26 protein-coding genes and 1 riboswitch are annotated in these 24195 nt (G+C 74.1%); of the genes, 8 read left to right on the top strand and 18 right to left on the bottom strand.

The window, feature by feature from the left end:
• Nucleotides 1-36 precede the first annotated feature (36 nt).
• From C4U03_RS00945 to C4U03_RS00935, 3 genes are read right to left on the bottom strand one after another with little or no spacing between them, the layout of a single operon-like run.
• Complete coding sequence (locus C4U03_RS00945; RefSeq protein ID WP_103935667.1) at nt 37-1161, bottom strand: XdhC family protein; 1125 nt, start codon at nt 1159-1161, stop codon at nt 37-39.
• Nucleotides 1148-2260, bottom strand: coding sequence for a vWA domain-containing protein (locus C4U03_RS00940; RefSeq protein ID WP_103935666.1), 1113 nt, complete (start codon nt 2258-2260; stop codon nt 1148-1150). The genes C4U03_RS00945 and C4U03_RS00940 overlap by 14 nt, the downstream gene beginning before the upstream one ends.
• A gap of 5 nt (nt 2261-2265) precedes the next feature.
• Nucleotides 2266-3180, bottom strand: coding sequence for an AAA family ATPase (locus C4U03_RS00935; protein WP_103935665.1), 915 nt, complete (start codon nt 3178-3180; stop codon nt 2266-2268).
• Nucleotides 3181-3287: 107 nt separating this feature from the next.
• On the opposite strand from C4U03_RS00935, the gene C4U03_RS00930 reads away from it, so the two are divergent.
• The 6 genes from C4U03_RS00930 to C4U03_RS00905 all read left to right on the top strand — a co-directional run bounded on the left by C4U03_RS00930 (nt 3288) and on the right by C4U03_RS00905 (nt 9462).
• Entirely contained in the window at nt 3288-4547 is a 1260-nt protein-coding gene (locus C4U03_RS00930; protein WP_103935664.1) for a sulfite oxidase, read from the top strand.
• 50 nt (nt 4548-4597) lie between these two features.
• Nucleotides 4598-5995 carry a selenium-binding protein SBP56-related protein gene (locus C4U03_RS00925; RefSeq protein WP_103935663.1) on the top strand — a complete coding sequence of 466 codons (1398 nt, stop codon included), beginning with the start codon at nt 4598-4600 and terminating at the stop codon, nt 5993-5995.
• A complete protein-coding gene (locus tag C4U03_RS00920; protein ID WP_103935662.1) occupies nt 5992-6624 on the top strand; it encodes a hypothetical protein in 633 nt (210 codons plus the stop codon). The genes C4U03_RS00925 and C4U03_RS00920 overlap by 4 nt, the downstream gene beginning before the upstream one ends.
• 38 nt (nt 6625-6662) lie before the next feature.
• Nucleotides 6663-8036, top strand: a complete 1374-nt coding sequence (locus C4U03_RS00915; protein ID WP_103935661.1) for a CoA transferase — start codon at nt 6663-6665, stop codon at nt 8034-8036.
• A gap of 130 nt (nt 8037-8166) precedes the next feature.
• Complete coding sequence (locus C4U03_RS00910) at nt 8167-9084, top strand: D-alanyl-D-alanine carboxypeptidase family protein (protein WP_235017545.1); 918 nt, start codon at nt 8167-8169, stop codon at nt 9082-9084.
• A gap of 6 nt (nt 9085-9090) precedes the next feature.
• Nucleotides 9091-9462 carry a hypothetical protein gene (locus C4U03_RS00905; protein ID WP_103935659.1) on the top strand — a complete coding sequence of 124 codons (372 nt, stop codon included), beginning with the start codon at nt 9091-9093 and terminating at the stop codon, nt 9460-9462.
• A 23-nt stretch (nt 9463-9485) separates the two neighbouring features.
• Here the strand turns inward: C4U03_RS00905 and C4U03_RS00900 are convergent, their stop codons facing one another.
• The 6 genes from C4U03_RS00900 to C4U03_RS00875 all read right to left on the bottom strand — a co-directional run bounded on the left by C4U03_RS00900 (nt 9486) and on the right by C4U03_RS00875 (nt 14008).
• The gene (locus tag C4U03_RS00900) at nt 9486-9935 is read right to left on the bottom strand and encodes a PH domain-containing protein (RefSeq protein WP_235017543.1); all 450 of its coding nucleotides are present in this window, start codon (nt 9933-9935) and stop codon (nt 9486-9488) included.
• A 74-nt stretch (nt 9936-10009) separates the two neighbouring features.
• Nucleotides 10010-10885: an ATP phosphoribosyltransferase gene (gene hisG / locus C4U03_RS00895; protein WP_103935658.1), complete on the bottom strand. Its 876-nt coding sequence runs from the start codon at nt 10883-10885 to the stop codon at nt 10010-10012.
• Between the two features lie 43 nt (nt 10886-10928).
• The gene (ribH, locus tag C4U03_RS00890; RefSeq protein ID WP_103935657.1) at nt 10929-11441 is read right to left on the bottom strand and encodes a 6,7-dimethyl-8-ribityllumazine synthase; all 513 of its coding nucleotides are present in this window, start codon (nt 11439-11441) and stop codon (nt 10929-10931) included.
• Between the two features lie 46 nt (nt 11442-11487).
• Nucleotides 11488-12753: a bifunctional 3,4-dihydroxy-2-butanone-4-phosphate synthase/GTP cyclohydrolase II gene (locus C4U03_RS00885; protein WP_407701400.1), complete on the bottom strand. Its 1266-nt coding sequence runs from the start codon at nt 12751-12753 to the stop codon at nt 11488-11490.
• Entirely contained in the window at nt 12750-13406 is a 657-nt protein-coding gene (locus C4U03_RS00880) for a nicotinamide mononucleotide transporter family protein (RefSeq protein ID WP_103935656.1), read from the bottom strand. Before C4U03_RS00880 ends, C4U03_RS00885 begins: the two co-directional genes overlap by 4 nt.
• On the bottom strand, nt 13403-14008 hold the full coding sequence (locus tag C4U03_RS00875) for a riboflavin synthase (protein ID WP_103935655.1): 606 nt from the start codon (nt 14006-14008) through the stop codon (nt 13403-13405). Before C4U03_RS00875 ends, C4U03_RS00880 begins: the two co-directional genes overlap by 4 nt.
• Before the next feature lie 287 nt (nt 14009-14295).
• Nucleotides 14296-14426: riboswitch (FMN riboswitch) on the bottom strand.
• A gap of 169 nt (nt 14427-14595) precedes the next feature.
• Between C4U03_RS00875 and C4U03_RS00870 the strand changes: the two genes are divergently transcribed.
• Nucleotides 14596-15006 (top strand): DoxX family protein, encoded by a 411-nt coding sequence (locus tag C4U03_RS00870; RefSeq protein ID WP_103935654.1) that lies wholly within the window; start codon nt 14596-14598, stop codon nt 15004-15006.
• Between the two features lie 72 nt (nt 15007-15078).
• Here C4U03_RS00870 and C4U03_RS00865 read toward each other — a convergent pair whose 3' ends face one another.
• On the bottom strand, nt 15079-15513 hold the full coding sequence (locus C4U03_RS00865) for a DUF6069 family protein (protein WP_103935653.1): 435 nt from the start codon (nt 15511-15513) through the stop codon (nt 15079-15081).
• Between the two features lie 106 nt (nt 15514-15619).
• Between C4U03_RS00865 and C4U03_RS00860 the strand changes: the two genes are divergently transcribed.
• Entirely contained in the window at nt 15620-16081 is a 462-nt protein-coding gene (locus tag C4U03_RS00860; RefSeq protein WP_103935652.1) for a MarR family winged helix-turn-helix transcriptional regulator, read from the top strand.
• Between the two features lie 33 nt (nt 16082-16114).
• On the opposite strand, the gene C4U03_RS00855 is transcribed toward C4U03_RS00860, so the two are convergent.
• The 8 genes from C4U03_RS00855 to C4U03_RS39730 all read right to left on the bottom strand — a co-directional run bounded on the left by C4U03_RS00855 (nt 16115) and on the right by C4U03_RS39730 (nt 24020).
• Nucleotides 16115-16477 carry a hypothetical protein gene (locus C4U03_RS00855; RefSeq protein ID WP_103935651.1) on the bottom strand — a complete coding sequence of 121 codons (363 nt, stop codon included), beginning with the start codon at nt 16475-16477 and terminating at the stop codon, nt 16115-16117.
• 158 nt (nt 16478-16635) lie between these two features.
• The gene (locus tag C4U03_RS00850; RefSeq protein WP_103935650.1) at nt 16636-17313 is read right to left on the bottom strand and encodes an HAD family hydrolase; all 678 of its coding nucleotides are present in this window, start codon (nt 17311-17313) and stop codon (nt 16636-16638) included.
• Between the two features lie 121 nt (nt 17314-17434).
• Nucleotides 17435-18106 carry a ribulose-phosphate 3-epimerase gene (gene rpe / locus C4U03_RS00845; protein WP_103935649.1) on the bottom strand — a complete coding sequence of 224 codons (672 nt, stop codon included), beginning with the start codon at nt 18104-18106 and terminating at the stop codon, nt 17435-17437.
• Between the two features lie 10 nt (nt 18107-18116).
• Nucleotides 18117-19124: a phosphatase PAP2 family protein gene (locus C4U03_RS00840; protein WP_146087227.1), complete on the bottom strand. Its 1008-nt coding sequence runs from the start codon at nt 19122-19124 to the stop codon at nt 18117-18119.
• Nucleotides 19125-19204: 80 nt separating this feature from the next.
• Nucleotides 19205-20623, bottom strand: a complete 1419-nt coding sequence (locus C4U03_RS00835) for an RsmB/NOP family class I SAM-dependent RNA methyltransferase (protein ID WP_103935647.1) — start codon at nt 20621-20623, stop codon at nt 19205-19207.
• Nucleotides 20623-21552 (bottom strand): methionyl-tRNA formyltransferase, encoded by a 930-nt coding sequence (gene fmt, locus C4U03_RS00830; RefSeq protein WP_103935646.1) that lies wholly within the window; start codon nt 21550-21552, stop codon nt 20623-20625. The genes C4U03_RS00835 and fmt overlap by 1 nt, the downstream gene beginning before the upstream one ends.
• A 73-nt stretch (nt 21553-21625) precedes the next feature.
• Nucleotides 21626-22171: a peptide deformylase gene (gene def / locus C4U03_RS00825; RefSeq protein ID WP_103935645.1), complete on the bottom strand. Its 546-nt coding sequence runs from the start codon at nt 22169-22171 to the stop codon at nt 21626-21628.
• A 43-nt stretch (nt 22172-22214) separates the two neighbouring features.
• Entirely contained in the window at nt 22215-24020 is a 1806-nt protein-coding gene (locus C4U03_RS39730) for a serine/threonine-protein kinase (RefSeq protein WP_146087226.1), read from the bottom strand.
• Nucleotides 24021-24195 lie beyond the last annotated feature (175 nt).

Raw genomic sequence — 24195 nt, 5'->3', positions numbered from 1 at the left:
CGGGGGCCGCCGCCGGGGGCCGGACGGGACTGGCGGTCAGTCGTGATCGCCGTGGATGCGGCCGGTGGTGGTGGTCAGCGGGCGGCCGGAGCCGCCCCAGCGGAGCTGGATCAGCTCGGCCGCGATCGACACGGCCGTCTCCTCCGGGGTGCGGGCGCCCAGGTCCAGGCCGATCGGCGAGCGCAGCCGGGCCAGCTCGGCCTCGCCCAGCCCGGCCTCGCGGAGCCGGGCGAGCCGGTCGGCGTGGGTGCGGCGCGAGCCCATCGCCCCGATGTAGCCGGCGGGGGTGCGCAGCGCGACCTCCAGCAGCGGCACGTCGAACTTGGGGTCGTGGGTGAGCACGCAGATGGCGGTCCGCTCGTCCACCTCGATCTCGCTGAGGAACTTGTGCGGCCACTTGACCACGACCTCGTCGGCGTCGGGGAACCGCTTGGCGGTGGCGAACACCGGCCGGGCGTCGCAGACCGTCACGTGGTGGCCGAGGAACTTGCCGATCCGGGCGACGGCGGCGGCGAAGTCGATCGCGCCGAACACCAGCAGCCTGGGCGGCGGCGCGAACGACTGGACGAACACCGTCAGGTCGTCCAGCCGCCGCTCGCCCCGCGGCCCGTAGTGCCGTGACCCGGTCAGCCCCTGGGCGAGCATCCCGCGCGCGTCGTCGTCCACCGCCGCGTCCAGCCGCTCGGAGTAGGACTCCCCCGGCGCCAGGGAGCCGGCCGCGTGATCGGGCCAGATCACCCGGCGGGCGCCCAGGACGCCCGGCCCCGCCACCACCGTGGCCACCGCCACCGGCCGGTGCGCCTCGATCGCGGCAGCCACCTCGCCGAACTGCGGGAACGTCCGCGGGCCGACCGGCTCGACCCAGACGTCGATGATGCCGCCGCAGGTCAGGCCGACCGCGAACGCGTCGTCGTCGCTGACCCCGTAGCGCGCCCGCTGCGGCCGCCCGGTCTCGATCACCTCGCGGGCCAGCTCGTACACCGCGCCCTCGACGCATCCGCCGGACACACTGCCGGCCGCCTCGCCGCCGGCCGAGACCGCCATCGCCGCCCCGGGCGGCCGGGGCGCGCTGCGGAAGGTCTCCACCACCGTGGCCAGGCCGAACGTCTCGCCCGCCGCGTACCACCGGACGATGTCGCCGAGCACGTCACGCACGTGCATCCCCCGCCTTCAGGATCTGGGCCAGTTCCTCCAGCGCGGCCAGGCTGTGCCCGGCCACGAAGTGGTCCACATGCGGCAGCGCCGCCGTCATCCCGGCCGTCAGCGGCTGGTACCCGGGCCGCGCCTTGTGCGGGTTGGCCCACACCACCCGGTGCGCCAGCCGCCGCAGCCGCGCCATCTGCGCGCCGAGCAGGGACGCGTCGCCGCGTTCCCAGCCGTCGGAGGCGATCACCACGATCGCGCCCCGGGCCAGGCCGCGCTGCCCGAAGCGGTCGAGGAACTCCTTGAGCTCCTCGCCGAGCCGGGTGCCGCCGCTCCAGTCCGGGATGGCCTGCGAGACCGCGGCCATGGCCGTGTCGGGGTCGCGGTGCCGCAGCTCGCGGGTCAGCCGGGTCAGCCGGGTCCCGGCGCTGAACGCCTCGGTGGTGCGGCCGCCGGAGCGCACGGCGGCGTGCGCGAACCGCAGCAGCGCGTCGGCGTACGGCGCCATGGAGCCGCTCACGTCGACCAGCAGCACCACCCGGCGCGGCCGGGTGCGGTGCGCGCGGTGCCGCAGCCGGGAGACCTCGCCGCCGTGCCGCAGCACCTCCCGGACCGTGCGGTGCGGGTCCAGGCGGCCGGACGGGGCGGGCGCGAGGCGGCGGGAGCGGCGGCGTTCGGCGCCCGCCTCCAGTAGCGCGATCAGCCGGTTGACCTCGGCCCGCTCGGCGGCGCCGAGCCGGGCGACGTCGCGGTGCCGCAGCACCTCGGCGGCGCTGGAGGTGGCCGTGCGCGGGTCGGCGCGCTCGCCGTCCTCGCCGTCCTCGCGCGGTGCGGCCGGGAGGGCGAGGGTCCGGGTGACCGTCACGGGCGGGGGGCGGCGGACGGTGCGGGCGGTCTGCCCGGAGAAGTAGGCGGCGAAGCAGCGGTCGTAGCGCGGCAGGTCGGCCGGGTCGGAGCACAGCGTGAGCCGTCCGGCCCAGTAGACGTCGGACGGGTCGAGGACGTCGAGGTGGTCCAGGGCGCGCACCATCGTCTGTACCCGTTCCGGGTCCGCGCCGACCCCGGCGGCCCGCACCGTGCGGGCGAAGCCCACGATCGTCTCGGTGACGCTGCGCACGGCGGTCAGCCCCCGTTGAGGAGGGCGTCCAGGCCGCGGGCGGTCACGCGCTGCTGGTCCTCGCGGTACTTCAGGACGGCGCCGAGCGTGACGGCGGCGGTCGCCGGGTCCAGGTCGCGGGCGCCCAGCGCGACCAGGGCCTCGGTCCAGTCCAGGCTCTCGGCCACGCCGGGCGGCTTGAGCAGGTCCTCGGCGCGCAGCCGCTGCGCGGCCCGGGCGACCTGCCCGGCCAGCCGCCGGTCGGCCTGCGGCAGCCGCCGCCGGATGATGGCCACCTCCCGCTCGTAGGAGGGGTGCTCCAGCCAGTGATAGAGGCAGCGGCGCTTGAGCGCGTCGTGCACCTCGCGGGTGCGGTTGGAGGTCAGCACGACCACGGGGGGCTCGGCGGCGCGCACCGTGCCCAGCTCCGGGATCGAGATCGTGAAGTCCGACAGCACCTCCAGCAGGAACGCCTCGAACTCGTCGTCGGCACGGTCGACCTCGTCCACCAGCAACACGCTGGGCCGCTGCGCGGTGGAGGTCTCCAGGGCCCGCAGCAGGGGCCGGGCGATCAGGAAGCGCCGGTCGTACAGCTCCGACTCCAGGCGTGCCACGTCGGTGACGCCCGCTGCCTCGGCCGTGCGCAGGTGCAGCAGTTGGCGGGGGAAGTCCCAGTCGTAGAGGGCCTGCGCGGCGTCCAGGCCCTCGTAGCACTGCAGGCGGATCAGCGGTGTGTCGAGCACCTGGGCCAGGGACTTGGCCAGCGCGGTCTTGCCGACGCCCGCCTCGCCCTCCAGGAACAGCGGGCGGCGCATCCGCAGGGCCAGGTAGGCGGCGGTGGCCAGGCCGTCGTCGGTCAGGTAGCCGCAGGAGTCCAGCAGGCGGGCCAGCTCCTGGGGCGAGCCGATATCGGACGCCCGGTTCGCCGCGTTCTGCGTCACACGTCCAGGCTACTGACCGGGCCGGGACAGCGGAATGTTCAACAATCTCCCTACTTTACCTACCTAATCAATTGACAATAGAGGAGGTCAGGAGCATCATCGGGGCCATGGAGGACGACCTCACCGACGAGGCCGCGTACGAACGCGTCCGATCGCGCCAGTGGCGGGAGCTGCCACCCCTGACCCGCCGGAGGCTGCTGCGCGCCTCCGCCGGCGCGGGCCTGGCGATGACCGCCGCGCCCTTCGCCCCGGCCGACCCCGCCCGCGCCGCCGCCTCTCCCATCGTCAAGCCGCTGCCGCCCGAGCTGTTCATCAACCACGGCACCAATGCCGAGATGCGCTGGGAGGCGATGCGCGGGCAGGGGTACCTGACCCCCGCGGACCGGTTCTTCGTCCGCAACCACGTCGCCACCCCCGAGATCGACGTGCGCACCTGGCGGCTCAAGCTGTGGGGCAGCGGCCTGCGCGGCTCCCCCACGCTGGACGCCCCGGTCGAGTTCGGCTACGAGGACCTGCTGGCGATGCGCGCCGAGACCCTCACCGCCTTCATCGAGTGCACCGGCAACGGCCGCAGCCTGTTCGCCTCCCAGCAGGGGCAGCAGGTCTCCGGCACGCCCTGGAAGCTGGGCGCCGCCGGCGTCGCCCGCTGGCGCGGCGTGCGGCTTTCGGCCGTGTTGGAACGTGCCGGGATCACCCCGCAGGCCGTGGACGTCATGCCGCGCGGCCTCGACGCCGACTACGTCGACAAGGGCGAGAACATGGGCCGGGTGCGGCGCCCGCTGCCGGTGGCCAAGGCCCTCAAGGACGTGCTACTGGCGTACGAGATGAACGGCCGGCCGCTGCCGCCCGACCACGGCTTCCCGGTCCGGGTCGTGGTGCCGTCCTGGGTGGGCATCGCCTCCGTCAAGTGGGTCGGCGACATCGAGGTCTCCGACCAGCCGCTGTTCTCGCCCTGGAACACCCGCTACTACCGGCTGTTCGGCGCCGGCCATCCGCCCGAGGGCAGCGCCCCGCTGACCCGGATGGGCGTCAAGAGCGCCTTCGAGCTGCCCTGGGACGCGCGACTGCCCGCCCGGAGCGAGCGGGTGCTGCACGGCCGCTCCTGGTCCGGCAACGGCCGGATCCGGCAGGTCGAGGTCAGCGTGGACGGCGGCGCGACCTGGCACCGGGCACGGCTGCGCGGCCCGCGCCCGGCGCACGGCTGGACGCTGTGGGAATACCGCTGGCGATGTCCGGGTCCGGGCTCGTACCAGTTGCTGGCGCGCGCCACCGACGAGACCGGCGCCACCCAGCCGGACGCCACTCCGCACAACACTCTCGGCTATCTCTTCGACGCCGTGGCGCGACATCCCGTCACACTAGTCTGACGGATAGTAACTCCACGTGACGGCGCAGCGGACACCAGGAGGATCCCCGTATGGCCCTGTGGAAGCCGGACCCCACCTTCTATCCCTCGCCCCGTGACGCGGCGAGCGCCCCACCCGAGAAGCTCGCCTACGTCGCCGCCTTCGACCGTTCGGCCACCAAACCGGACGCCATCGCCGTGCTGGACACCGACCCCGGCTCGGGCTCCTACGGCGAGGTGGTCGGCTGGACCGAGCTCCCCCACACCGGCGACGAGCTGCACCACTTCGGCTGGAACGCCTGCTCCAGCGCCCTGTGCCCGTACGCGCCGCACCCGCACGTCGAGCGGCGCTACCTGATCGTGCCGGGCCTGCGCTCCTCACGGGTCTACGTCATCGACACCAAGGAGCAGCCCACCAGCCCGCAGATCGTCAAGGTGCTGGAGGCCGACGAGCTGGCCAAGCGCGCCGGCTACTCGCGCCCGCACACCGTGCACTGCGGCCCCGAGGGGCTCTACCTGACCGCGCTCGGCGGCGCGAACGGCGAGGACGGGCCGGGCGGCATCGCGCTGCTGGACCACACCTCCTTCGAGGTGCTCGGCCGCTGGGAGGTCGACCGGGGCCCGCAGTACCTCGCCTACGACGCCTGGTGGCACATCGCCCACGACGTGCTGATCACCTCCGAGTGGGGCACCCCGTCGATGGTCGAGGACGGGGTGGTCGGCGAGCTGCTGCTCGGCCGCAAGTACGGGCACGCGCTGCACTTCTGGGACCTGCGCAAGCGCCGCCACGTCCAGACCGTGGACCTCGGCGACGAGCACCAGATGGTGCTGGAGCTGCGCCCCGCCCACGACCCGACCAAGCAGTACGGCTTCGCCGGCGTGGTCGTCAACGTGGAGGACCTGTCGGCGTCGGTGTGGCTGTGGCACCGCGACGGGGACGCCTGGGCCGCCACCAAGGTCATCACGATCCCCGCCGAGCCCGCCGACCCGGCGGACCTGCCACCGGTCATCCAGCCGTTCGGCGCCGTCCCGCCACTGGTCACCGACATCGACCTGTCGGTGGACGACCAGTGGCTGTACGTGTCGTGCTGGGGCACCGGCGAGCTCAAGCGCTACGACGTGTCCGACCCGTTCAAGCCGGTCGAGGCGGGGTCGGTGCGCATCGGCGGCATCACCGGCCGCACCCCGCACCCGGCCGCGCCGGACCTGCCGCTGGCCGGCGGCCCGCAGATGGTCGAGGTCAGCCGGGACGGCAGGCGGGTCTACGTGACCAACTCGCTGTACGGGTCCTGGGACGACCAGTTCTACCCCGACGGGGTCGGTGCCTGGATGGCCAAGCTCGACTCGGGCGCGGACTTCACGTTCGACGAGCGGTTCTTCCCGCACGGCGACGCCTTCCGGGGGCTGCGCCCGCACCAGACCCGGCTGCAGGGCGGGGACGCCTCCTCGGACTCCTACTGCTACCCGTGACCGAGGGATCGCTGGCGGCGCTGGTCGCCCTGGGCGCCTTCCACGGCCTCAACCCGGGCATGGGCTGGCTGTTCGCGGTCGCCCGCGGCCTGCAGGAGCGCGCCCGCGCCCGGGTGCTGGAGTCGCTGCCGGCCATCGCCGCCGGGCACGCCGCCTCCGTCGGGGTGGTCGCCGTGCTGGTCTCGCTGACGCAGTCGGTGGTGGCCACCCGGATCGTGGCGATCGCCGGCGGCGCGGCGCTGGCCTGCTTCGGGCTGTGGCGGCTGCTGTCGCGGCGGCACTTCCGCTGGGTGGGCATGCGGCTGTCGCTGTGGCAGCTGGCGGGCTGGTCGTTCCTGATGTCGTCGGTGCACGGGGCGGGGCTGATGCTGCTGCCGGTGATCACCGCCTCCGCACCGGTGGCCGGCCACGCGCACGGCCTCGGCCACGCCCAGGGCAGCGCGCTGATGTCGGGGATCTTCGTGACCGGCGTGCACACCCTGGCCATGTTCGCGGTGGCCGGGGTGATCGCGGTGCTGGTGTACGAGGTCGTCGGCCTGGCCGTGCTGCGCCGGGCCTGGCTCGACCTGGACCGGGTCTGGGCGCTGGCCCTCATCGGCGCCGGGACCGCCGCCGTCCTCACCGCCTGACCCCGCTAGCCTCGGCCCGCGACACGAGGAGGTCTGCGGTGGGGCGTGGGGCGGGGTTCCTGGACGAGGCGTGGGCGTGCCTGGGCGGGCGGCCGGGCACGGTCGCCCGTACCGGCCCGGACGTGACGCTGCCCGCCCGGCTGCCGGTCACCGAACTGGCGGGGGCGACCGTGGCGGCGGCGTCGCTGGCCGCCGCCGAACTGGCCGAAGCGCGCGGGGCCGGGCGTCCCGCCGTCCGGGTGGACAGCCGGGCGGTGGCCGTGGCGTTCGCCGGGGAACGGCATCTGCGGGTGGACGGGAAGGCCGAGCCGTCGTTCGCGCCGCTGTCGCGCTTCTGGCGGGCGGCCGACGGCTGGGTGCGCACCCACGGCAACTACCCGCACCACCGCGACCGGCTGCTGCGGGCGCTGGGGCTGGAGGTCTCGCTCACCGATCCCGTGCCCGCCGTGGAGAAGACGATCGCGGCCGCCTCGGCCGCCGAGGTCGAGGCGTCGGTGCAGGCGGCAGGCGGCCTGGCCGTCGCCGTCCGCACCCCCGCCGCCTGGGCCGCCCACCCGCAGGGCGCGCACGTGGCCGCGCTGCCGCTGCTGCGGCTGACCCGCGCCGGCGACGCCCCAGCCCGCCCCCTCGGCCCGGTCCCCTCCGGGCCGCTGCTACCGATGGCGGGGCTGCGGGTGCTGGACCTCACCCGGGTCATCGCCGGGCCGGTGGGCACCCGCACGCTGGCGCTGCTGGGCGCGGATGTGCTGCGGGTGGATTCGCCGCGGCTGCCGGAGATCCCCGCCCAGCACCTGGAGACCGGCGCGGGCAAGCGCTCGGCCCTGCTCGACCTGGACGAGGCCGCCGGCCGGACGCGGCTGTCGGAGCTGCTCGGCGCCGCCGACGTGGTGGTCACCGGCTACCGGCCCGGCGCGCTGGACCGGTACGGGCTGTCCCCCGCCGCCCTGGCGGCCGAGCGTCCCGGCCTGATCGTGGCCTGCCTGTCGGCCTGGGGTTCCATCGGGCCGTGGGCGGACCGGCGGGGATTCGACAGCCTCGTCCAGGCGGCGTCCGGGATCGCGGTGACCGAGGCGGGCGGGGACCCGGCCCCCGGCGCGCTCCCCGTCCAGGCTCTCGACCACGGCACCGGCTACCTGCTGGCCGCGGTGGTGATGCGCGCGGTCACCCGCCGAGCCGCCGAGGGCGGCGGATGGCACGCCGAGCTGTCCCTGGCCCAGACCGCCGCCTGGCTGCTGCGCCGTCCCGCCGCCCCAGACGCGGCGGCCGCCGGGTTCGACCCGTCCCCGTACCTGGCCGAAAGCGGAGGCATCCGCCGCGCGCTGCCGCCAATCGACCTGGGCGGAGGTCCCCGCACCTGGGCTCATCCGGTCACCCCCTGGGGCTCCGACACCCCCTCCTGGCGCCCCCGCTGACGGGCCCGGTTCCGGCCAAGATCGGGAATCGGTTGCGACGAAGCGCCCGTACTGACAGGCTTCCGGCGTTCCGGTCGTTATCCGAGTGAATGGGGTGCCCATGCAGCGCGCATGGTCCAGGCGTGTCTTCGTGCCACTACTGGGGACCGCGTTGCTGGTCGGCACGCCCGCCACCATGGCCGCCGCGGCCCCCGCCTCCCCCGCCCCGCCCGCGGGCGCCACGGCGGCCGGGCCGTCCGGGGTGCAGGCCAGGTCGGCCCTGCTGTACGAGCCCGCCAAGCGTAAGATCCACTGGCACCGCTCCGGCAACACCAAGCGGCCCATCGGCAGCATCACCAAGGCCATGACCGCCGTCGTGGTGCTGCGCGCCGGCAACCTCGACCGCAAGATCACCATCAAGCAGAAGTACATTGACTACGCCGTCCGGCACGGCGGCAGCATGGCCAACCTGCGGCCGGGCGACAAGCTGACCGCCCGGCAACTGCTGCGCGCCCTGATGCTGCCCTCCGGCTGCGACGCCGCCTACGCCCTGGCCGACGTGTACGGGCCCGGCTGGCGCGGCTTCGTCAAGAAGATGAACACCACGGCCCGTCAGCTCAACATGGGCCGGACGCACTACGCCAACTTCGACGGCCTGCCCTGGCCCACCGCCACGGCGGGCTACTCGACGGCACTGGACCAGACCAAGCTGGCCAACTACGCCATGAAGCGGGCGGACTTCCGCAAGGTCGTCGGCACCCGCACCTACTCCCTGGCGGCCGGCGGCGGCCACCGCTCCTACACCTGGCACAACACCAACCGGCTGCTGGGCTCCTACCGCGGCGCCGCCGGCGTCAAGACCGGCTACACCAGCGCCGCCGGCTACAGCCTGATGTTCGCCGCCACCCGCGGCAAGCGCACCCTGGTCGGCGTGGTCCTCAACAGCTCCACCACCGACTCCACGGCCCGCTTCACCGACGCCTCCAAGGTCCTCAACTGGGGCTTCGGCGTCCGCTCCACCGAACAGCTCGTCCTGGCGCCCATGCCGCCCGGGGCCAACGTCGACTGACCCGCCATGACCCGCCGCACCGCACCCGCCGCCCTCGCGCTCGCCGCCGCCCTGCTGTCGTCCCTGACCGCCTGCGGCGGCGACGGCGAGCCGTCCGCCCCAAGCGGCCACCCGTTCACCGGCACCTGGCTCGGCGCCGGGGGCGCGGGCACCGGCGCGGGCGGCACCACCCTCACCGTCGACGAGAACGGCGGGGTCCGCTTCAAGAGCACCGTCGACTGCACCGGCACCACCGCCCCGGCGGGCGAGGCCTACCGCTTCGACATCGACTGCAAGATCTCCAAGTTCACCGGCACCGCCCGGCCCCCCAAGGGCGCCAAGACCTTCGTCATGACCTGGAGCGAGGGCGACACCACCGAATTCCGCGCCGCCCCCTGACCGTCGGCCCCCGCGCCGTGAGGTCAGCGGTCGGGGGCTTCGGCGTGCTCGGCGAGGAGGGCGCGCAGTTCGGTGAGCTGGTGGGCGGCGCGGGGCTTCTCGGCGCCGTTGATGCCCATGGCGCCGATCGAGGTGCCGTCGGCCAGGTCGAGGGTGGGCCAGGGCTCGCCCGGGGCCATGGTGACGCTCAGCACCTCGGGCCACTCCAGGCGGCGGGTGCGGAAGGCGTTGACCACGGTGACGCCCCGCTGGTCGGCGACCACGCGACAACGCGCGAACATGTGCAGCAGCCAGCCCAGGAACAGGCCCAGGGCGACCAGCAGCACGCGGTCGAAGACCGTGAACGGGGGTGCCACCACGATGGCGAGCACGACCATGCCAAGCACGATCACGCCCGCCATCGTGTAGGCGACGATCCGGGTCCGCCGCGGACGCCACACCACCGGCAGGGACGGAAGGTCAGACGACCGCACCACGGCTCCAGCGTTGTGGGGACGGCCCGGCCGCCGCCCGCGGTGGCGGCAGGCCCCTCCCCAGAGGGAACGGATCAGTCAACGATCTTGGAGATGGGGATCTCGAGGATGTCGCGGGCGCCGGCCGCCTTCAGCGCGGGGATCAGCGTGTTGACGCCGCGCTTGGCGACCACGCTCTCCACCGCGTGCGCCTCGCCGCCGGCCAGCGAGGTGACCGTGGGCGAGGACATGGCGGGCATGATGTCCAGCACCGCCTGCAGCTGCGCGGCCGAGACGTTCAGCTTGAGCAGCACGTTGCCGCGGGCGCGGATGGCGCCCTGCAGCAGCAGCGCGATGTCCTCCATCGCGGCGCGCTTGGCCTCGTCCTCGTAGGACTGCCGGTTGGCGACCAGCTCGGTGTAGCTGGTCAGCAGGGTGTCGAGGATGCGCAGGCCGTTCTTGCGCAGCGAGGAGCCGGTCTCGGTCAGGTCGACGATCGCGTCCACGATGTCGGGGACCTTGGCCTCGGTGGCGCCGTAGGACGGCACGACCTTGGCCTTGACCCCGTGCCGCTCCAGGAAGCGCTGGGTCATCGCGGGGAACTCGGTGGAGATCCGCACGCCCTCGGGCAGGTCGGAGACCGACTGCCAGGGGGCGTCGTTGGGCACCGCCATGATGACGCGCACCGGGTTGGAGGTGGCCTTGGAGTACTTCAGCTCACCGAGGCTGACCACGTCGGAGTCGGTCTCGGTGATCCAGTCGCGGCCGGTGATGCCCAGGTCGAACAGACCCTGTTCGAGGTAGGTCGGGATCTCCTGGGGGCGCAGCACGCGCACCCGGTCGATGCGCGGGTCGTCGATGGAGGCGCGGTAGTCGCGGTCCGAGGCGCGGCGGACGGTCAGGTCCGCGGCGTCGAACAGCTCCATCGTCGCCTTCTCCAGGGACCCCTTGGGCAGTACGAGGGACAGCACGGCGGAAGCCTTTCGTGTGAAGGTATGGGTGGTCCGGGATCGCTCAGGAGCTCAGATGCTCCGACAGATGCCCGGCGGGACCGTGATGCCGCAGACCTCGCAGGGTCAGAGCCGTGTCGAGAGCGGCCACAGTCGCCTCCCATCCCTTGTCTTCGCGGCTGCCCGGCAGCCCGCTGCGATCCAGTGCCTGCTCAATGGTGTCACACGTCAGGACGCCGTTGCCCACCGGAGTGGCCTCGTCCAGGGCAACCCTTGTCAAACCCGCGGTCACCGAGTCGCAGACATAGTCGAAATGTGCGGTCTCGCCCCGGATGACCGCGCCCAGGCAGACCACGGCGTCCAGGTCGCGGGCGAGCTGCTGGGCGACCACCGGCAGTTCCAGCGCGCCGGCCACCCGGACGACCACGGGATCGCCGACGCCGCACTCCTTGGCCGCCAGGACCGCGCGCTCCAACAGCCGGTCGGTGATCTGGCCGTGCCAGCGGGTACAGGCGATGCCCAGGGTGAGTTCGGCCGCGTTCACGGTGGTCTGTTCCGGGCGTCCGGCGCCGCTCATGGTCGGGTTCCCTTCGGTGCCTGGGGCGGACGGGTGGTGCGGGCGCTCACGCCAGGCCCTCGATGCGGTGGCCGAGGCGGTCGCGCTTGGCGGTCAGGTAACGCAGGTTGTGCTCGGTCGGGACGACGGGCATCGGCACCCGGCCGCGCACCTCCAGGCCGAAGCCCTTCAGCCCGGCCAGCTTGGCCGGGTTGTTGGTGAGCACGCGGATGGAGCGGGCGCCCAGGTCCAGCAGCATCTGCGCGGCGTTGGAGTACTCGCGGGCATCGGCGGGCAGGCCCAGCTCCAGGTTGGCGTCCACGGTGTCGGAGCCGGCGTCCTGCAGGGCGTACGCCCGCAGCTTGGCCAGCAGGCCGATGCCGCGTCCCTCGTGGCCGCGCAGGTAGAGCACGACGCCGCGGCCCTCGGCGGCGATGGCCTCCATGGCGGCGTCCAGCTGGGTGCCGCAGTCGCAGCGTTCGGAGTGCAGCACGTCCCCGGTGAGGCACTCGGAGTGGGCGCGCACCAGCAGGTCCTCGCCGTCGCCGATGTCGCCGTAGACCAGGGCGACGTGCTCGCCGCCGTCGATGGCGCTGGAGAAGCCGACCGCGCGCCAGGTGCCGTACCGGTTGGGCAGCCGGGTCTCGACCTCGCGGCGGACCATCGTCTCGGTGCGCTTGCGGTACTCCACGAGCTGCTCGATGGAGATCAGCTTCAGGCCGTGCTCCTTGGCGAAGACCTGCAGCTCGGGCAGCCGCGCCATGGTGCCATCGTCGTTGACCACCTCGGCCAGCACCCCGGCCGGGGGCAGGCCCGCCAGGCGGGCCAGGTCGACGGACGCCTCGGTGTGGCCACGGCGGGCCAGCACCCCGCCCTCGTGGTAACGCAGCGGGAAGATGTGGCCGGGGCGGACGATCTCGTAGGGCTCGGTGGCCGAGTCGCACAGGGTACGGATGGTGCGGGCCCGGTCGGCGGCCGAGATGCCGGTGCTGACCCCGTCGCGGGCATCCACGCTGACCGTGAACGCGGTGCGCATGCGGTCGCGGTTCTGCGCGGTCATCAGCGGGATCTGCAGCCGGTCCAGGTCCTCGCCGAGCATCGGCATGCAGATCACCCCGCTGGTGTAGCGGATGGTGAACGCCAGCAGCTCGGGGGTGGCCTTGGCGGCGGCGAAGATGATGTCGCCCTCGTTCTCGCGATCCTCGTCGTCGACCACCACGACCGCCTTGCCGGCCGCGATGTCGGCCAGCGCGTCCTCGACGGGGTCGAAGATCCCGCTGTTCACCGTCTCGTCCATCCCGTCCGTCCTGCCGTCCGTCTGGTCGCCGGTCATGCCGCCACCGCTTCCTTCGTCCCGGGACGGGCGGGGCCGCCCGTGCCCTCCTCCCGGTGGGCCCGGTACTGGCGGAGCCAGTCGCGGAACCCGACCAGGACCATCACCAAGAACACCCCGTACACCACGCCCGACACCACCAGGCCAGAGGCGAAGGCCAGTGGCACGCCCACCAGGTCGACGGCGATCCACACCAGCCAGAAGTCGGTCAGCGCCCGCCCCTGCGCGTAGGTCGCCACCGCGCTGCCCACGAAGATGTAGGCGTCCGGCAGCGGCGCCCACGACCAGCCGGTGGCCTGGAAGAACGCGGCGACCAGCGCGGTCCCGGCGGCCAGCACCGCCAGCAGGACCAGCCGCTCGTACCCGGTGGCCGGGCGCACCGGCAGGTCCCGGCCGCGCAATCCCTGCGACCACTTCCACCAGCCGTAGCCGGCCAGCACGCCGAACATCACCTGCTTGAGCGCGTTGCCGGTCAGCCCGGCGTTCAGCGACGCCACCAGCAGCAGCACCGAGCCGGCCAGCTGCACCGGCCAGGTCCAGATGGTCTTGCGGATCGCCAGCGCGACGGTGCCCAGCGCGGCGGCGTTGCCGGCCAGGTCGGTCCACAGCACCTTCTGGCCGAGCACCTCGAATCCGGCGTCCACCCAGCTCATCGGGCCGCCTCCGGCCGGGGGCCGAGGAGCCGCTCGACGTACTTGGCGACGACGTCGACCTCCAGGTTGACCGGGTCGCCGGGGCCCTTGTGGCCGAGGGTGGTCAGCTCCAGGGTGGTCGGGATCAGCGACACGGTCAGGTGCTCCGCACCCGCCTCGACCACGGTGAGGCTGACGCCGTCGATGGTGATCGAGCCCTTCTCGACGACATACCGGCTCAGCGCGGCGGGCACGGAGACGGTGACGACCTCCCACCGCTCCCCCGGCCGCCGGGACACGATCTGCCCGACGCCGTCGACGTGCCCCTGGACGAGGTGACCGCCGAGGCGGTCCGCCAGCCGCACCGGCCGTTCCAGGTTGACCCGCGAGCCGGGGACCAGGACGCCGAGGCTGGAACGGTCGAGGGTCTCCTTCATGACGTCCGCGGTGAACGCGCCGTCCGCGGTCTCCACCACGGTCAGGCAGACGCCGTTGACCGCGATGGACGCCCCGTGCACGGCGTCCTCGGTGACCAGCGGCCCGCGCACGGTCAGCAGGGCCGAGTCCCCGTGGGGCTCCACCGCGACGACCTCGCCGAGCTCTTCGACAATGCCGGTGAACATCCTCTGGCGCTCCTCTCGGGCAGGTCCCGGCCGGGAACGGTCCGGACCTGCGGCAAACCCGGAGTGAACGCCCGCCGGAAGGCCGCCCGCAGGGGTGGGGGCCGCATCGGGGGCCGGCGGAACCGTGCCAAGACGGCAGCGGCGAGGGAGGGCACCGGGCGGCGGCACGGCGTGCCGCGCGTCGGCCGGTCTCATCGCGGGTGATGTCACCCCGGGCCTCCTGCGTCTCGCGCGAGACGGTCATGGCTCCGGGGATGAACGGGTACAGCGCCCCGCGCAGGGGCGCACCGCGCGCTGCCTCCCATCCGGACTTTCACCGTCGGTCCCGGAGTTCCACCGGGTCAACCGGCCGATGGCTTCGGCCGGGTCGCGGACTGTAACCGCCGGTTCGGAATTTCACCGACCCCGGAGCACGCGTTCACTGACTCAGGAACCAGTGTGCCATGTCCGGCATTCCCCGCCCCATGTGAGGAAGCCCACGGCCGCTCCGAGGCGGCCGTGGCGCCCGTCCCCGTTTCCGGCCGTTCGTTCGTCGCTCTCCGATCGGGGTATCCCGCAGGCAGGCTCCGTGACACCCGGAGGCAGCCGTGGACGTTATCGCCCTGATAGGACGGATCCTGTTCGCCGCCATCTTCGTCGGCTCGGCCATCGGCCATCTGACCGCCACCGACGCCATGGCGGGCTACGCCGCGAGCAAGAGGCTGCCCCAGCCCCACCTGGCCGTGCGGGTGTCCGGCGTCTACCTCCTGGTGGCCGCCGTGATGCTGGTCCTGGGCATCTGGCCCGACCTGGCCGCGCTCGCCCTGGTCCCGTTCCTGCTGATCACGGCGTTCGTCTTCCACGATTTCTGGTCGGTGCCAGACCCGGCGACCCGCCGGCAGGAGCAGGTGCAGTTCCTCAAGGACGTCTCTTTGGCCGGCGGTGCGCTGGCCCTGTTCGTGCTGTACGCCTCCGCGCATCATCCGGGCGCCAACCTCGTCGGCCCGCTCTTCGCCTGACCCCGCCGGCACTCGCCGGACCGGCCGGCGCCACCGTTCGCCTCGGCGGTGCCGGCCGGTCCTCCTGCGACGTCACCGCTCAGGGGTACGCGCGGTACGCCAGAAGATGGGGATCAGCACCGCGCCCACGGCCAGGTGCAGCAGCGCCAGGGTGAGCTTGGTGGTGCCCGCGGCCTCCACTCCGAGCACCGGGCCGAACGACAGCACCAGTACGGCGCTCGCGATGACCGTCCAGATCACCCGGGCGCGCGCGGTCAGCCGTTCCAGCAGGAACAGCAGCGCCCAACCGGCCAGCGACGGCACCAGCGAGAAGGTCACGACCGCGCCGAACCCGACCTCGATGGCCTCCCGGCCAGGCTGCTGGACCACCAGGTCCTGGCCGAACAGCGGGGCGGCCACCAGCCACACGACGACCGCCGCCAGCGTCGCCCCGAGCACGGCGACCCCCTGGGCCCGGCGTCGCCATGCGGCGGGGGCGGTCGGCACGGGGGTAGCACTCACTGCCATGACATCTCCTTGAGTCACACCATTGTTGAGCTCCTCAACTATTGAGCGAGTCTAGGGAAGATACTTGAGAACCTCAACAGTCCGCTTCGCTGCCTATGATCGAGTCATGAAAGCCGTGCCCGACCAGCCGCCTCCGCCCCACATCGAGCTCACCGAACTGGTGTTCCGGGTGGCCGGACGCCTACGGGACTGCTTCACCGCCGCCGCCGCGGACCTGGACCTGCCGCCCGCCCAGGCGCAGGCGCTGGCCAACCTGGACTTCCCCGCCCCCATGCGGAAACTGGCCGACGTCATGGCCTGCGACGCCTCGAACGTGACCGGCATCGTGGACGGCCTGGAACGGCGCGGGCTGGTCCTCCGGCAGCCCGACCCCCACGACCGCCGCGTCAAACTAGTCGTCCTCACCGACGAGGGCCACCGCAGACGCCAGGCGCTCCGCACCCACTCCGCCGAGGCCGCAGCCCAGGTCTTCGGCCTCCCCCCGGACGACCAACGGGCGCTCCGCGACCTCCTCACCCGCGTCGCGACGAACCACACCGGCCAAAACCCCTACCGCTGCGCCCCCTGATGGGCCGGCCGCCGCGCGTCCGTGTCGCCCATGTCAGGACGTGGCGACCGCATCCGCGGCGGCCACGTCCTTGTGGTAGCGCTTGTGGACGTACAGCCGCTCGCCGAGCGCCTCGCACCGCCACCACAGCCCGCTTGCGGGACCGATTCGTGTACGCCGGGGAAGCTCCCGCAGCACCTCCTTGACCGGGGTGGTGGTGAACTTCCCGGACCGGCACACCAGGATGCGCTGGTCGGTGACGACCACCACGCGGTAGGAGTTCCAGATGAACAGGATCAGCGCCGAGATGACGATGTAGTACTGGCTCAGCGTCTGCGCGCCGAACACCGCTTGGACCGTCTCCCCGGGCCGAAGGAAGGGCGCCGCGTTCGCCTGCATCTTGTCGCGTATCGCCATGATCTGACCCCTTCTGTGGTGTGGTCCGCGCGGAACGTACCAAGGGGCCTCTTCGGCGGCCACGCATCCCGCCGAGCCGGTCTGGCGTATGGCCGCACCCGGCCACCTCGCCGTCATCCGGCGATCAGGGGTTCGAGAACGTCCTCGTGGGAGAGGGATCAGCCCCGGGCGCCGTTCCCGGAGACGAGCAGCCCCCCGGCCGTCACCGACACGGCGGTGAGGTCGGAGACGATCATGTCGGCCTCGGTCAGGGCCGCCGCCGGATGGCTGGTGGTGACGGCCACGACGCGGGCGCCGGCGGCGCGGCCCGCGCGGATGCCCGCCGGGGCGTCCTCGATGACGACGCACTCCCCCGCCGCCACACCGAGGTGGCGGGCGGCCAGCAGATAGCCCTCGGGGTCGGGTTTGCCCTGCCGGACGTCCTCGGCGGTGACGACCACCTCGGGCAACGGCAGCCCGGCGGCGGCGCGGCGGACGTCCAGCAGCGGCCGGTCCATGGAGGTCACCAGCGCCCAGGGACGCCCGTCCAGGGCGGCCAGCAGGTCCAGGACACCCGGCAGCGCGACGACGCCCTCGGTGTCGGAGGCCTCCAGCTCGTCCAGCCGCGCGGTGGCCTCCGCGACCCGCCCGGGGGGCACGAACTCGGCCACCCGGTCGGCGGTGCGGCGGCCGTGGGCGTCGGCCAGGAACTCCTGCGGGTCGAGGCCGTACTCGGCCGCCCACCGATGGGCGGCCCGTTCCACCACCGGTGTCGAGTCGATCAGGGTGCCGTCCACGTCCAGCAGCAGGGCCGCGGCGGGCAGGTGCACGGCCGGGGGGTTCTCAACGGATGCCATGCGGGGATTGCTTCCCTGATCACCGCCGCCGATCACACGGGAACGCCGACACGCCCCGGTCGAAGCATCAACGGAGCCGTCCCCGGGAACGTCGGGAAGGGCGTGTCGGCGTGCCGGGCGGTCAGCCCTCGCCGGTCGCCTCCTCGGCCTGGGCGCGCAGGTTGCGGACGGCCTCGGCGGGGTCGTCGGCGCCGTAGACGGCGTTGCCCGCCACGAACACGTCGGCGCCCGCCTCGGCGCAGCGTTCGATGGTCTCGGCGCTGACGCCGCCGTCGACCTGCAGCCACACCGGCAGGTCCCGGCCCTTGATCAGCTGCCGGGCGCGGCGGACCTTGGGGAGCACCACGTCCAGGAACTTCTGCCCGCCGAAGCCGGGCTCGACGGTCATCAGCAGCAGCATGTCGATCTCGCCCAGCAGGTCCTCGTACGGCTCCACCGGGGTGGCCGGGTTGATGCCCAGCCCGGCACGGGCGCCGGCGGCGCGGATGGCCCGCAGGGTGCGGATCGGCGCCTTGGCCGCCTCGGCGTGGATGGTCACGCTCCCGGCGCCCGCCTCGGCGTACTGCGGTGCCCACCGGTCGGGGTCCTCGATCATGAGGTGACAGTCCAGCGGCAGCGCGCTGTGCTTGAGCAGCGCCTCGACCACGGGCAGCCCGAGGGTGAGGTTGGGCACGAAGTGGTTGTCCATCACGTCGACGTGCACCCAGTCGGCGGTCTCGGAGATCAGCGCGACCTCCTCGGCCAGGCGGGCGAAGTCGGCGGACAGGATGCTGGGAGAGATCTTCACGGCCACCTGCCCGAGTCTAGGAGTCCCGGGTCAGGGCGGGTTCACCCGGCCGGGTGAGTCCGGGGGTGGGGCGGCGGGCCAGGCCGAGCCGCACGAACGCCTCCGGCGCCCCGACGGTGATCCACAGGCCGGTCAGGGCCTGGGCGAGGAAGAGCACGGCCACGTGCGGGGCGGGCAGCAGCAGGACGGTGTTGATCACCGCGAGGCCGGCCACCCCGACCAGGACGCGGGACACCCGCGCCAGGGGCGGGCCGCCGGCGGCGAACCAGCCGCGGTGCGCCAGCCAGGACAGGCCCACCAGCAGGCCGCACAGCAGCCCGGCCGCCAGCGCCGCCCGCTCCATCCCCAGCCGGTCGGGATGCACGTCGACATGACCGCCCGCCCTGATGATGGCCTCCTGCCACACCGGGGGCATCCGCCAGTTCCGCAGCGGCGCGACGGCCGCGACGGCGCACGCCAGCAGGCCCAGCGACACCACCGCGCTCAAGACGAACTGCCAGACGAGCCGCAGGTCACGCCACCGTCCGGCGACCACGGGCCCGAACCTGACGACCACGAAGAGCAGCGCCCCGCCGATCGCCCAGCCCGCCGCCACCTGGCCCGGCGAGTGCACGCCCAGGTACACCCGGGAGACGCCGACCAGGCCGATCACCACCAGGGTCGGCACCCAGACCCAGCCCGGCCGCAGCGCCCCCGACAACCTGCCCGGCAGCTGCGGAGCCCATCCCCGGCGGGTGAGGTACACGGCCAGGAAGCCCCAGGCGACCATCGACCCCTGGGCGTGGCCGGAGGGCATGCCGAACGTCGACTCCGACGCCAGGGCGTGCACGGCGGGGTCGGTCCAGTACGGCCGGGGCTCCTGGAAGGCCAGCTTGAGCAGGGTGTTCAGCATCCCGCTCAGACCCAGCGCCACACCGGCGGGCGCGGCCGCACGGGGGTTCCCGCACCAGAAGGCCAGCACCAGCAGCGGCAGGTAGAACGCCGCGCTGCCGATGAACGACACGGCGAGCATGAAGGCTGTCACAGTCCGTCCCCCCGAGGGCGTCGTCCGTGTTCGCTACCCCGGGTCGGCGCCTCGAACCGCCGTCCCCGCGATCGGCCCGGTCAGGCCGTGCGCCGCAGCAGCGCCAGGAACATCGCGTCGGTGCCGTGCCGGTGCGGCCAGAACTGGGCGTACGGGCCCTCTCCCAGGCCCGCCGGCTCCCGGGCGGCCGACCCGGCCAGGACGGCCGGGGAGTCCAGCCGCTGCACGTCCTGACGGCCGCGCAGCACGTCGTCGACGACCACACGGGTCTCCGCCAGGTGCGGCGAGCACGTCACGTACGCGACCACTCCCCCGGGCCGGACCGCCTCCAGCGCCGAGGTCAGCAGCGCCCGCTGCAGGGGCCCCAGCTCGGCGACCGAGCCCGGCTCGCGGCGCCAGCGAGACTCCGGACGGCGCCGCAGCGCCCCCAGGCCGGTGCACGGCGCGTCCAGCAGCACCCGGTCGAAGGAACCCGGACGCCAGGCCGGGACGGTGCCGTCCACGACCGCGACCCCGGTGCGCCCGTCGACCGCGCGGCGCACCAGGCCCGCGCGGTGCGGCTGGACGTCGCAGGCCAGCAGCCGGGTCCCGCGCTGCGCGGCCAGGCCCGACAGCAGGCCCGCCTTACCGCCGGGGCCGGCGCACATGTCGAGCCAGCGGGCGTCCGACCCGTCCAGCGGCGCGTCGGCCAGCGCGAGCGCCACCAACTGGCTGGCCTCGTCCTGGACGGCGGCGCGGCCGCCGGCGACCGCCGCGACCGCCGACGGGTCGCCCTCGGGCAGGATGGCCGCGTACGGCGAGTACGGGGCGGGCTCGGCCCCGGCGGCCAGCAGCTCCTCGACCGTGGCGCGGCCGGGTTTGGCGACCAGAGTGACGCGCGGCCGGGCGTTGTCGGCGGCCAGCAGCTCCTCGATCTCGTCCCGGCCGGGGCCCAGCGCGTCGCGCAGCGCGGAGACGACCCAGCGGGGATGGCTGTAGGTCACCGACAGGCGGCCGACCTCGTCGCCCGGGGGCGCCACGATGTCCAGCCACGCCGCAAGGTCGCGGGTGGCGACCTTGCGCAGCACCGCGTTGGCGAACTTGGCCTGCCCGGGCCCGGCGACCGAACGCGCCAGTTCCACGGCGGTGCCGACGGCCGCGTGCGGGGGGATGCGGGTGGCCAGCAGCTGGTGGGCGCCCAGCCGCAGCACGTCCAGCAGCGGGCCGTCGATGCGGTGCAGCGGGCGGTCGCTGCACACCGCCAGCACCGCGTCGTAGGTGCCGCGCCCGCGCAGCGTCCCGTAGGTCAGCTCGGTGGCCAGGGCGGCGTCGCGGCCGGTCAGGCCGCGTTCGCGCAACCGTCCGGGCAGCAGCAGGTTGGCGTAGGCGTCGCGGGTCTGCACCGCCCGCACGACGTCGAACGCGGTGCGCCGCACCAGGTCCTCGGGTCCGCCGGTGCGGCGGGGGCCGCCGGGCCGCCGGTTGCGGTCCCGGCGGTCCCGCGAGGTTCGAGGCGTCATCAGATCAGGGTGTCCTCACCGGTCAGGGTGATGCCGCGCATCCAGTCGGCGGCGGGCATCCGGCGTTTGCCCTGCGGCTGGACCTCGCCGAGCGCGACGGGGTGGGTGGCGGTGCCGGCCAGCACCTCCTTCTTGGAGACCTTCAGCTCGCCGGGGGCCAGGTCGCCGCCGCCGGCGGCCGGGCGGACCGGGCCGAGCTTGAGCCGCTCGCCGCGGAAGGTCGTCCAGGCGCCGGGGGCGGGCGTGCAGGCGCGCACAAGCCGGTCAACGCGCAGCGCGGGGGCGCTCCAATCGACCCGGGCGTCCTCGGGGGTGAGCTTGGCGGCGTACGACACGCCCTCGGCGGGCTGCGGGCGGGGCTCCAGCAGGCCCTGCTCGATGCCGTCCATGGTGTCGGCCAGCAGGCGGGCGCCGGCGCGGGCCAGCCGGTCCAGCAGGGCGCCGGAGGTGTCGTCGGGCCGGATCGGCTCGGTGAGGACGCCGTAAACCGGCCCGGTGTCCAGGTCCTCCTCGATCTGGAACGTGCACGCGCCGGTGACGTCGTCGCCGTGCAGGACGGCGTGCTGGACGGGGGCGGCGCCGCGCCAGGCGGGCAGCAGCGAGAAGTGCAGGTTGACCCAGCCGTGCCGGGGGATGTCCAGCGCGGCGCGGGGCAGCAGCGCCCCGTAGGCCACCACCGGGCAGCAGTCCGGGGCGATCTCGCGCAGCCGGTCCAGGAAGTCGGGGTCCTTGGCCTTGGCGGGCTTGAGCACCTCGATCCCGGCCTGCTCGGCCCGCTGCGCGACCGGCCCGGCCACCAGTTTGCGGCCGCGCCCGGCGGGCGCGTCGGGCCGGGTGACGACGGCGGCCACCTCGTGCCGCGGTGACGCCAGCAGCGCCTCCAGCGCCGGAACGGCCGTTTCGGGCGTGCCGGCGAAGACCAGCCTCATGAACTCGATGCCTCCCTCACGCGGCCTACCCCGCACCGGGCGGGCCGCACCTGCCTGCCGCGGGTCACGCGGGTTACAGCGCCCTGCCCAGGGTGCGGTGCGGCGACTCCTTGATCACCGGGGCGGGCTCGCCGAACCACTCGGCCTCCCGGATCGCCTTCATCGCGGCCTTGCGCTGCTCGGGGTCCATCCGGTCGATGAACAGGATGCCGTCCAAGTGGTCGGTCTCGTGCTGCACGCAACGGGCCAGCAGGTCCGTGCCCTCCAGCGTGATCGGCTCGCCGTACATGTTGAAGCCCTTGGCGACCGCCCGCCAGGCCCGCGGGGTCGGGAAGCTCAGGCCGGGCAGGGACAGGCAGCCCTCCTCACCGTCCTGTTGCTCGTCGGACAGGTCGAGCGTGGGGTTGACCAGGTGGCCGAGCCGGTCGTCGACGTAGTAGGTGAACACCCGCAGGCCCACCCCGAGCTGCGGCGCGGCCAGGCCGGCCCCGGGCGCGTCGATCATGGTGTCGGTGAGGTCCTTGACCAGGTTGCGCAGTTCCTTGTCGAAGTCCTTGACCGGCTCGGCCGGCGTGCGCAGCACCGGGTCGCCGAACAGACGGATGGGCTTGACGGCCAACGATGGCTCCTGTCGGGGGCTGGGAAAAGGGCGTCCTTCCAGTCTATGGAGATCCCGGCGGGCCGCTCACCGCGCGGGTGCGAGCCGCCTCGGCGCGGGCCGCACCGGCCGGCACCGGGTCCGGCAGGTGCGCGCCGAGCGCGTCCAGCACCTCGGCGGCCTGCGGATGCCCGCCGCCGCCCATGGCCTCGATCAGCGCCGTCAGGCCGGCGTCGGGCGGCAGGTCGGCCAGCACCTCGGCCACCGCCGCGGCGGGCTCGGCCGACTCCAGCGCCGCGGCCACCGTGTCGGCCAGCATCCAGGCCAGGTCCTCGGCGTCGGGCTCGGCCGACCGGTCACCGTGCTCGTGCAGCCACAACCTGGCATAGGGGCCGGCGGCAGGGTCCGCCAGCGCCTCCCGCACGACGGGCTCGGCGGCGGCGTCGGCCCCAGCCAGCACGGCGGCGGCGATGGCGCGGTCGCCCGGGCCGCCGGAGCGCATGACCTCGATCAGCTCGGCGGCGGCCGTCTCGGGCGGGCGGGCGGCCAGCCAGCGTTCGACCTCCGGGACGAAGGCGTGCTCGCCGTGCCCCTCCAGCCCGGCCACCAGCGCGGCGGCCGGGCGGTCGGTCAGCTCGCCGACGACCGGGGCGGTGAAGCCCTCGGCCAGCAGCAGCTCGCGGACCCCCCACACGCCGAGCGGGGTCAGCGCGCACCCGCCGCCGGGCACGGTCTCCACGACGCCCCAGGAGGCCAGCTCGTCCAGCTCGCGGCCGAGCGCGGCGGCGACGTCCCCGGACGGCGGCGCAGCGCCGTGCTCCTCGGCGGCCTCCCGCAGGTGCTCGGCCAGCGCCGCCGCCAGCTCCTGCCGGGCGGCGGGCTCGTCCTGCTCGTACAGGTGGATGAGCACGCCGGTCAGCTCGGCCCGGACCAGCAGCGCGGTGTCGGCCTCGTCGACGGCCCCGGCGGCGCCCACCAGCGCCTCGTCGAACAGCCGCAGCCAGGCGGCCAGGACGGCCTCGTCGCCGCCGTCGCGCAGGTCCGCCAGCAGTGGGCCGGGCGCCGCCCGCCCGCCCGCGGCGGCCAGCGCCCCGGCCTCGGTGGCCGCCCACCACAGCCGTGCCAGCTCTGGCAGGTCGCCGAGCGAGCCGGGCGCCCCGGGCGCCGGCAGGTCCAGGGCGGCCGCGGCGGCGGGGAGGTCGGCCGGCAGCGGCTCGTCCAGCTCGGTGACGGCCCGTCCATCGGCCCATCCGGCCAGCGCGAGCACCCGCCCGCTCAGCCCGGAGCGGCGGGCGGCGGCGGCCAGCTCGGCGGGCGGGGCCAGCACCACCGGCGGTACCGCCATCTCCTCGGCCTCGCGCAGGTAGGCGGCGGCCCGGTCGAAGCGCTCGTCGTCGCTGAGCGACTCGAAGTCCGCCAGCCAGCGCCCCACCGCGTCCTCGTCGTCCAGCGCGACCCCGTCGGCGAGCATCATGCCGCGCACCACCTCGCCGGCCGACTCCCGCTCGGCCTCGTCCAGCTCGGTGATGATCTCGGTGAGCTCCGGCTCCAGCGCGGCCAGCTCCTGGTGCAGCGCGGCGGCCCGCCTGGCCTCGATCCGCCCGGTGCCGGCCAGGAAGTCCACCATCGCGCCCGCCGTGGCCATCACCGAGGGCATGTCCTCGACCTCGGCCACCACCGTGTCGGGGAAGGTCTCCAGCATCAGGCGGCGCAGCCGCGGCGCGGTCAGCTCCTCCGGCCCGGTGAGCCCGGGCTCCTGGCGCGCCAGATCGAGCAGCAGTCGGATCCCGTACGTGTCGATGCCGCCCCCGTACCCGCTCGCCCAGCGTTCGAGGGCCTCGGAGGCGATATCCGCCCAGTCGTCAGCCACCAGGGAACCCTAGCGGAGCGGAGATCGCCCGACCTGCCTTTCAGAGCCCTGAACGACCACGGCACAGCGAAGACCACCCGACCCGCACACGGGCGCCTTCCCGGCACGAACATCGCCCGCCCCGCCTCTCCGGAGCCCGGACGACCACGGCACAGCGAGAGTTGCCCAATCCGCA

The sequence above is a fragment of the Thermomonospora echinospora genome, assembly GCF_900108175.1.
GTDB lineage: Bacteria > Actinomycetota > Actinomycetes > Streptosporangiales > Streptosporangiaceae > Thermomonospora > Thermomonospora echinospora.
Note: the sequence above shows the minus strand (reverse complement) of the source record. Positions and strands in the feature narration are given on the sequence as shown.

What these genes read in the sequence shown, in the direction of transcription:
- C4U03_RS00945 (WP_103935667.1), bottom strand. Translation starts at nt 1,161, where the DNA reads ATGCACGTGCGTGACGTGCTCGGCGACATCGTCCGGTGGTACGCGGCG.
- C4U03_RS00930 (WP_103935664.1), top strand. Translation starts at nt 3,288, where the DNA reads ATGGAGGACGACCTCACCGACGAGGCCGCGTACGAACGCGTCCGATCG.
- C4U03_RS00925 (WP_103935663.1), top strand. Translation starts at nt 4,598, where the DNA reads ATGGCCCTGTGGAAGCCGGACCCCACCTTCTATCCCTCGCCCCGTGAC.
- C4U03_RS00905 (WP_103935659.1), top strand. Translation starts at nt 9,091, where the DNA reads ATGACCCGCCGCACCGCACCCGCCGCCCTCGCGCTCGCCGCCGCCCTG.
- ribH (WP_103935657.1), bottom strand. Translation starts at nt 11,441, where the DNA reads ATGAGCGGCGCCGGACGCCCGGAACAGACCACCGTGAACGCGGCCGAA.
- C4U03_RS00885 (WP_407701400.1), bottom strand. Translation starts at nt 12,753, where the DNA reads ATGACCGGCGACCAGACGGACGGCAGGACGGACGGGATGGACGAGACG.
- C4U03_RS00880 (WP_103935656.1), bottom strand. Translation starts at nt 13,406, where the DNA reads ATGAGCTGGGTGGACGCCGGATTCGAGGTGCTCGGCCAGAAGGTGCTG.
- C4U03_RS00875 (WP_103935655.1), bottom strand. Translation starts at nt 14,008, where the DNA reads ATGTTCACCGGCATTGTCGAAGAGCTCGGCGAGGTCGTCGCGGTGGAG.
- C4U03_RS00865 (WP_103935653.1), bottom strand. Translation starts at nt 15,513, where the DNA reads ATGGCAGTGAGTGCTACCCCCGTGCCGACCGCCCCCGCCGCATGGCGA.
- C4U03_RS00860 (WP_103935652.1), top strand. Translation starts at nt 15,620, where the DNA reads ATGAAAGCCGTGCCCGACCAGCCGCCTCCGCCCCACATCGAGCTCACC.
- C4U03_RS00855 (WP_103935651.1), bottom strand. Translation starts at nt 16,477, where the DNA reads ATGGCGATACGCGACAAGATGCAGGCGAACGCGGCGCCCTTCCTTCGG.
- C4U03_RS00850 (WP_103935650.1), bottom strand. Translation starts at nt 17,313, where the DNA reads ATGGCATCCGTTGAGAACCCCCCGGCCGTGCACCTGCCCGCCGCGGCC.
- C4U03_RS00835 (WP_103935647.1), bottom strand. Translation starts at nt 20,623, where the DNA reads ATGACGCCTCGAACCTCGCGGGACCGCCGGGACCGCAACCGGCGGCCC.
- fmt (WP_103935646.1), bottom strand. Translation starts at nt 21,552, where the DNA reads ATGAGGCTGGTCTTCGCCGGCACGCCCGAAACGGCCGTTCCGGCGCTG.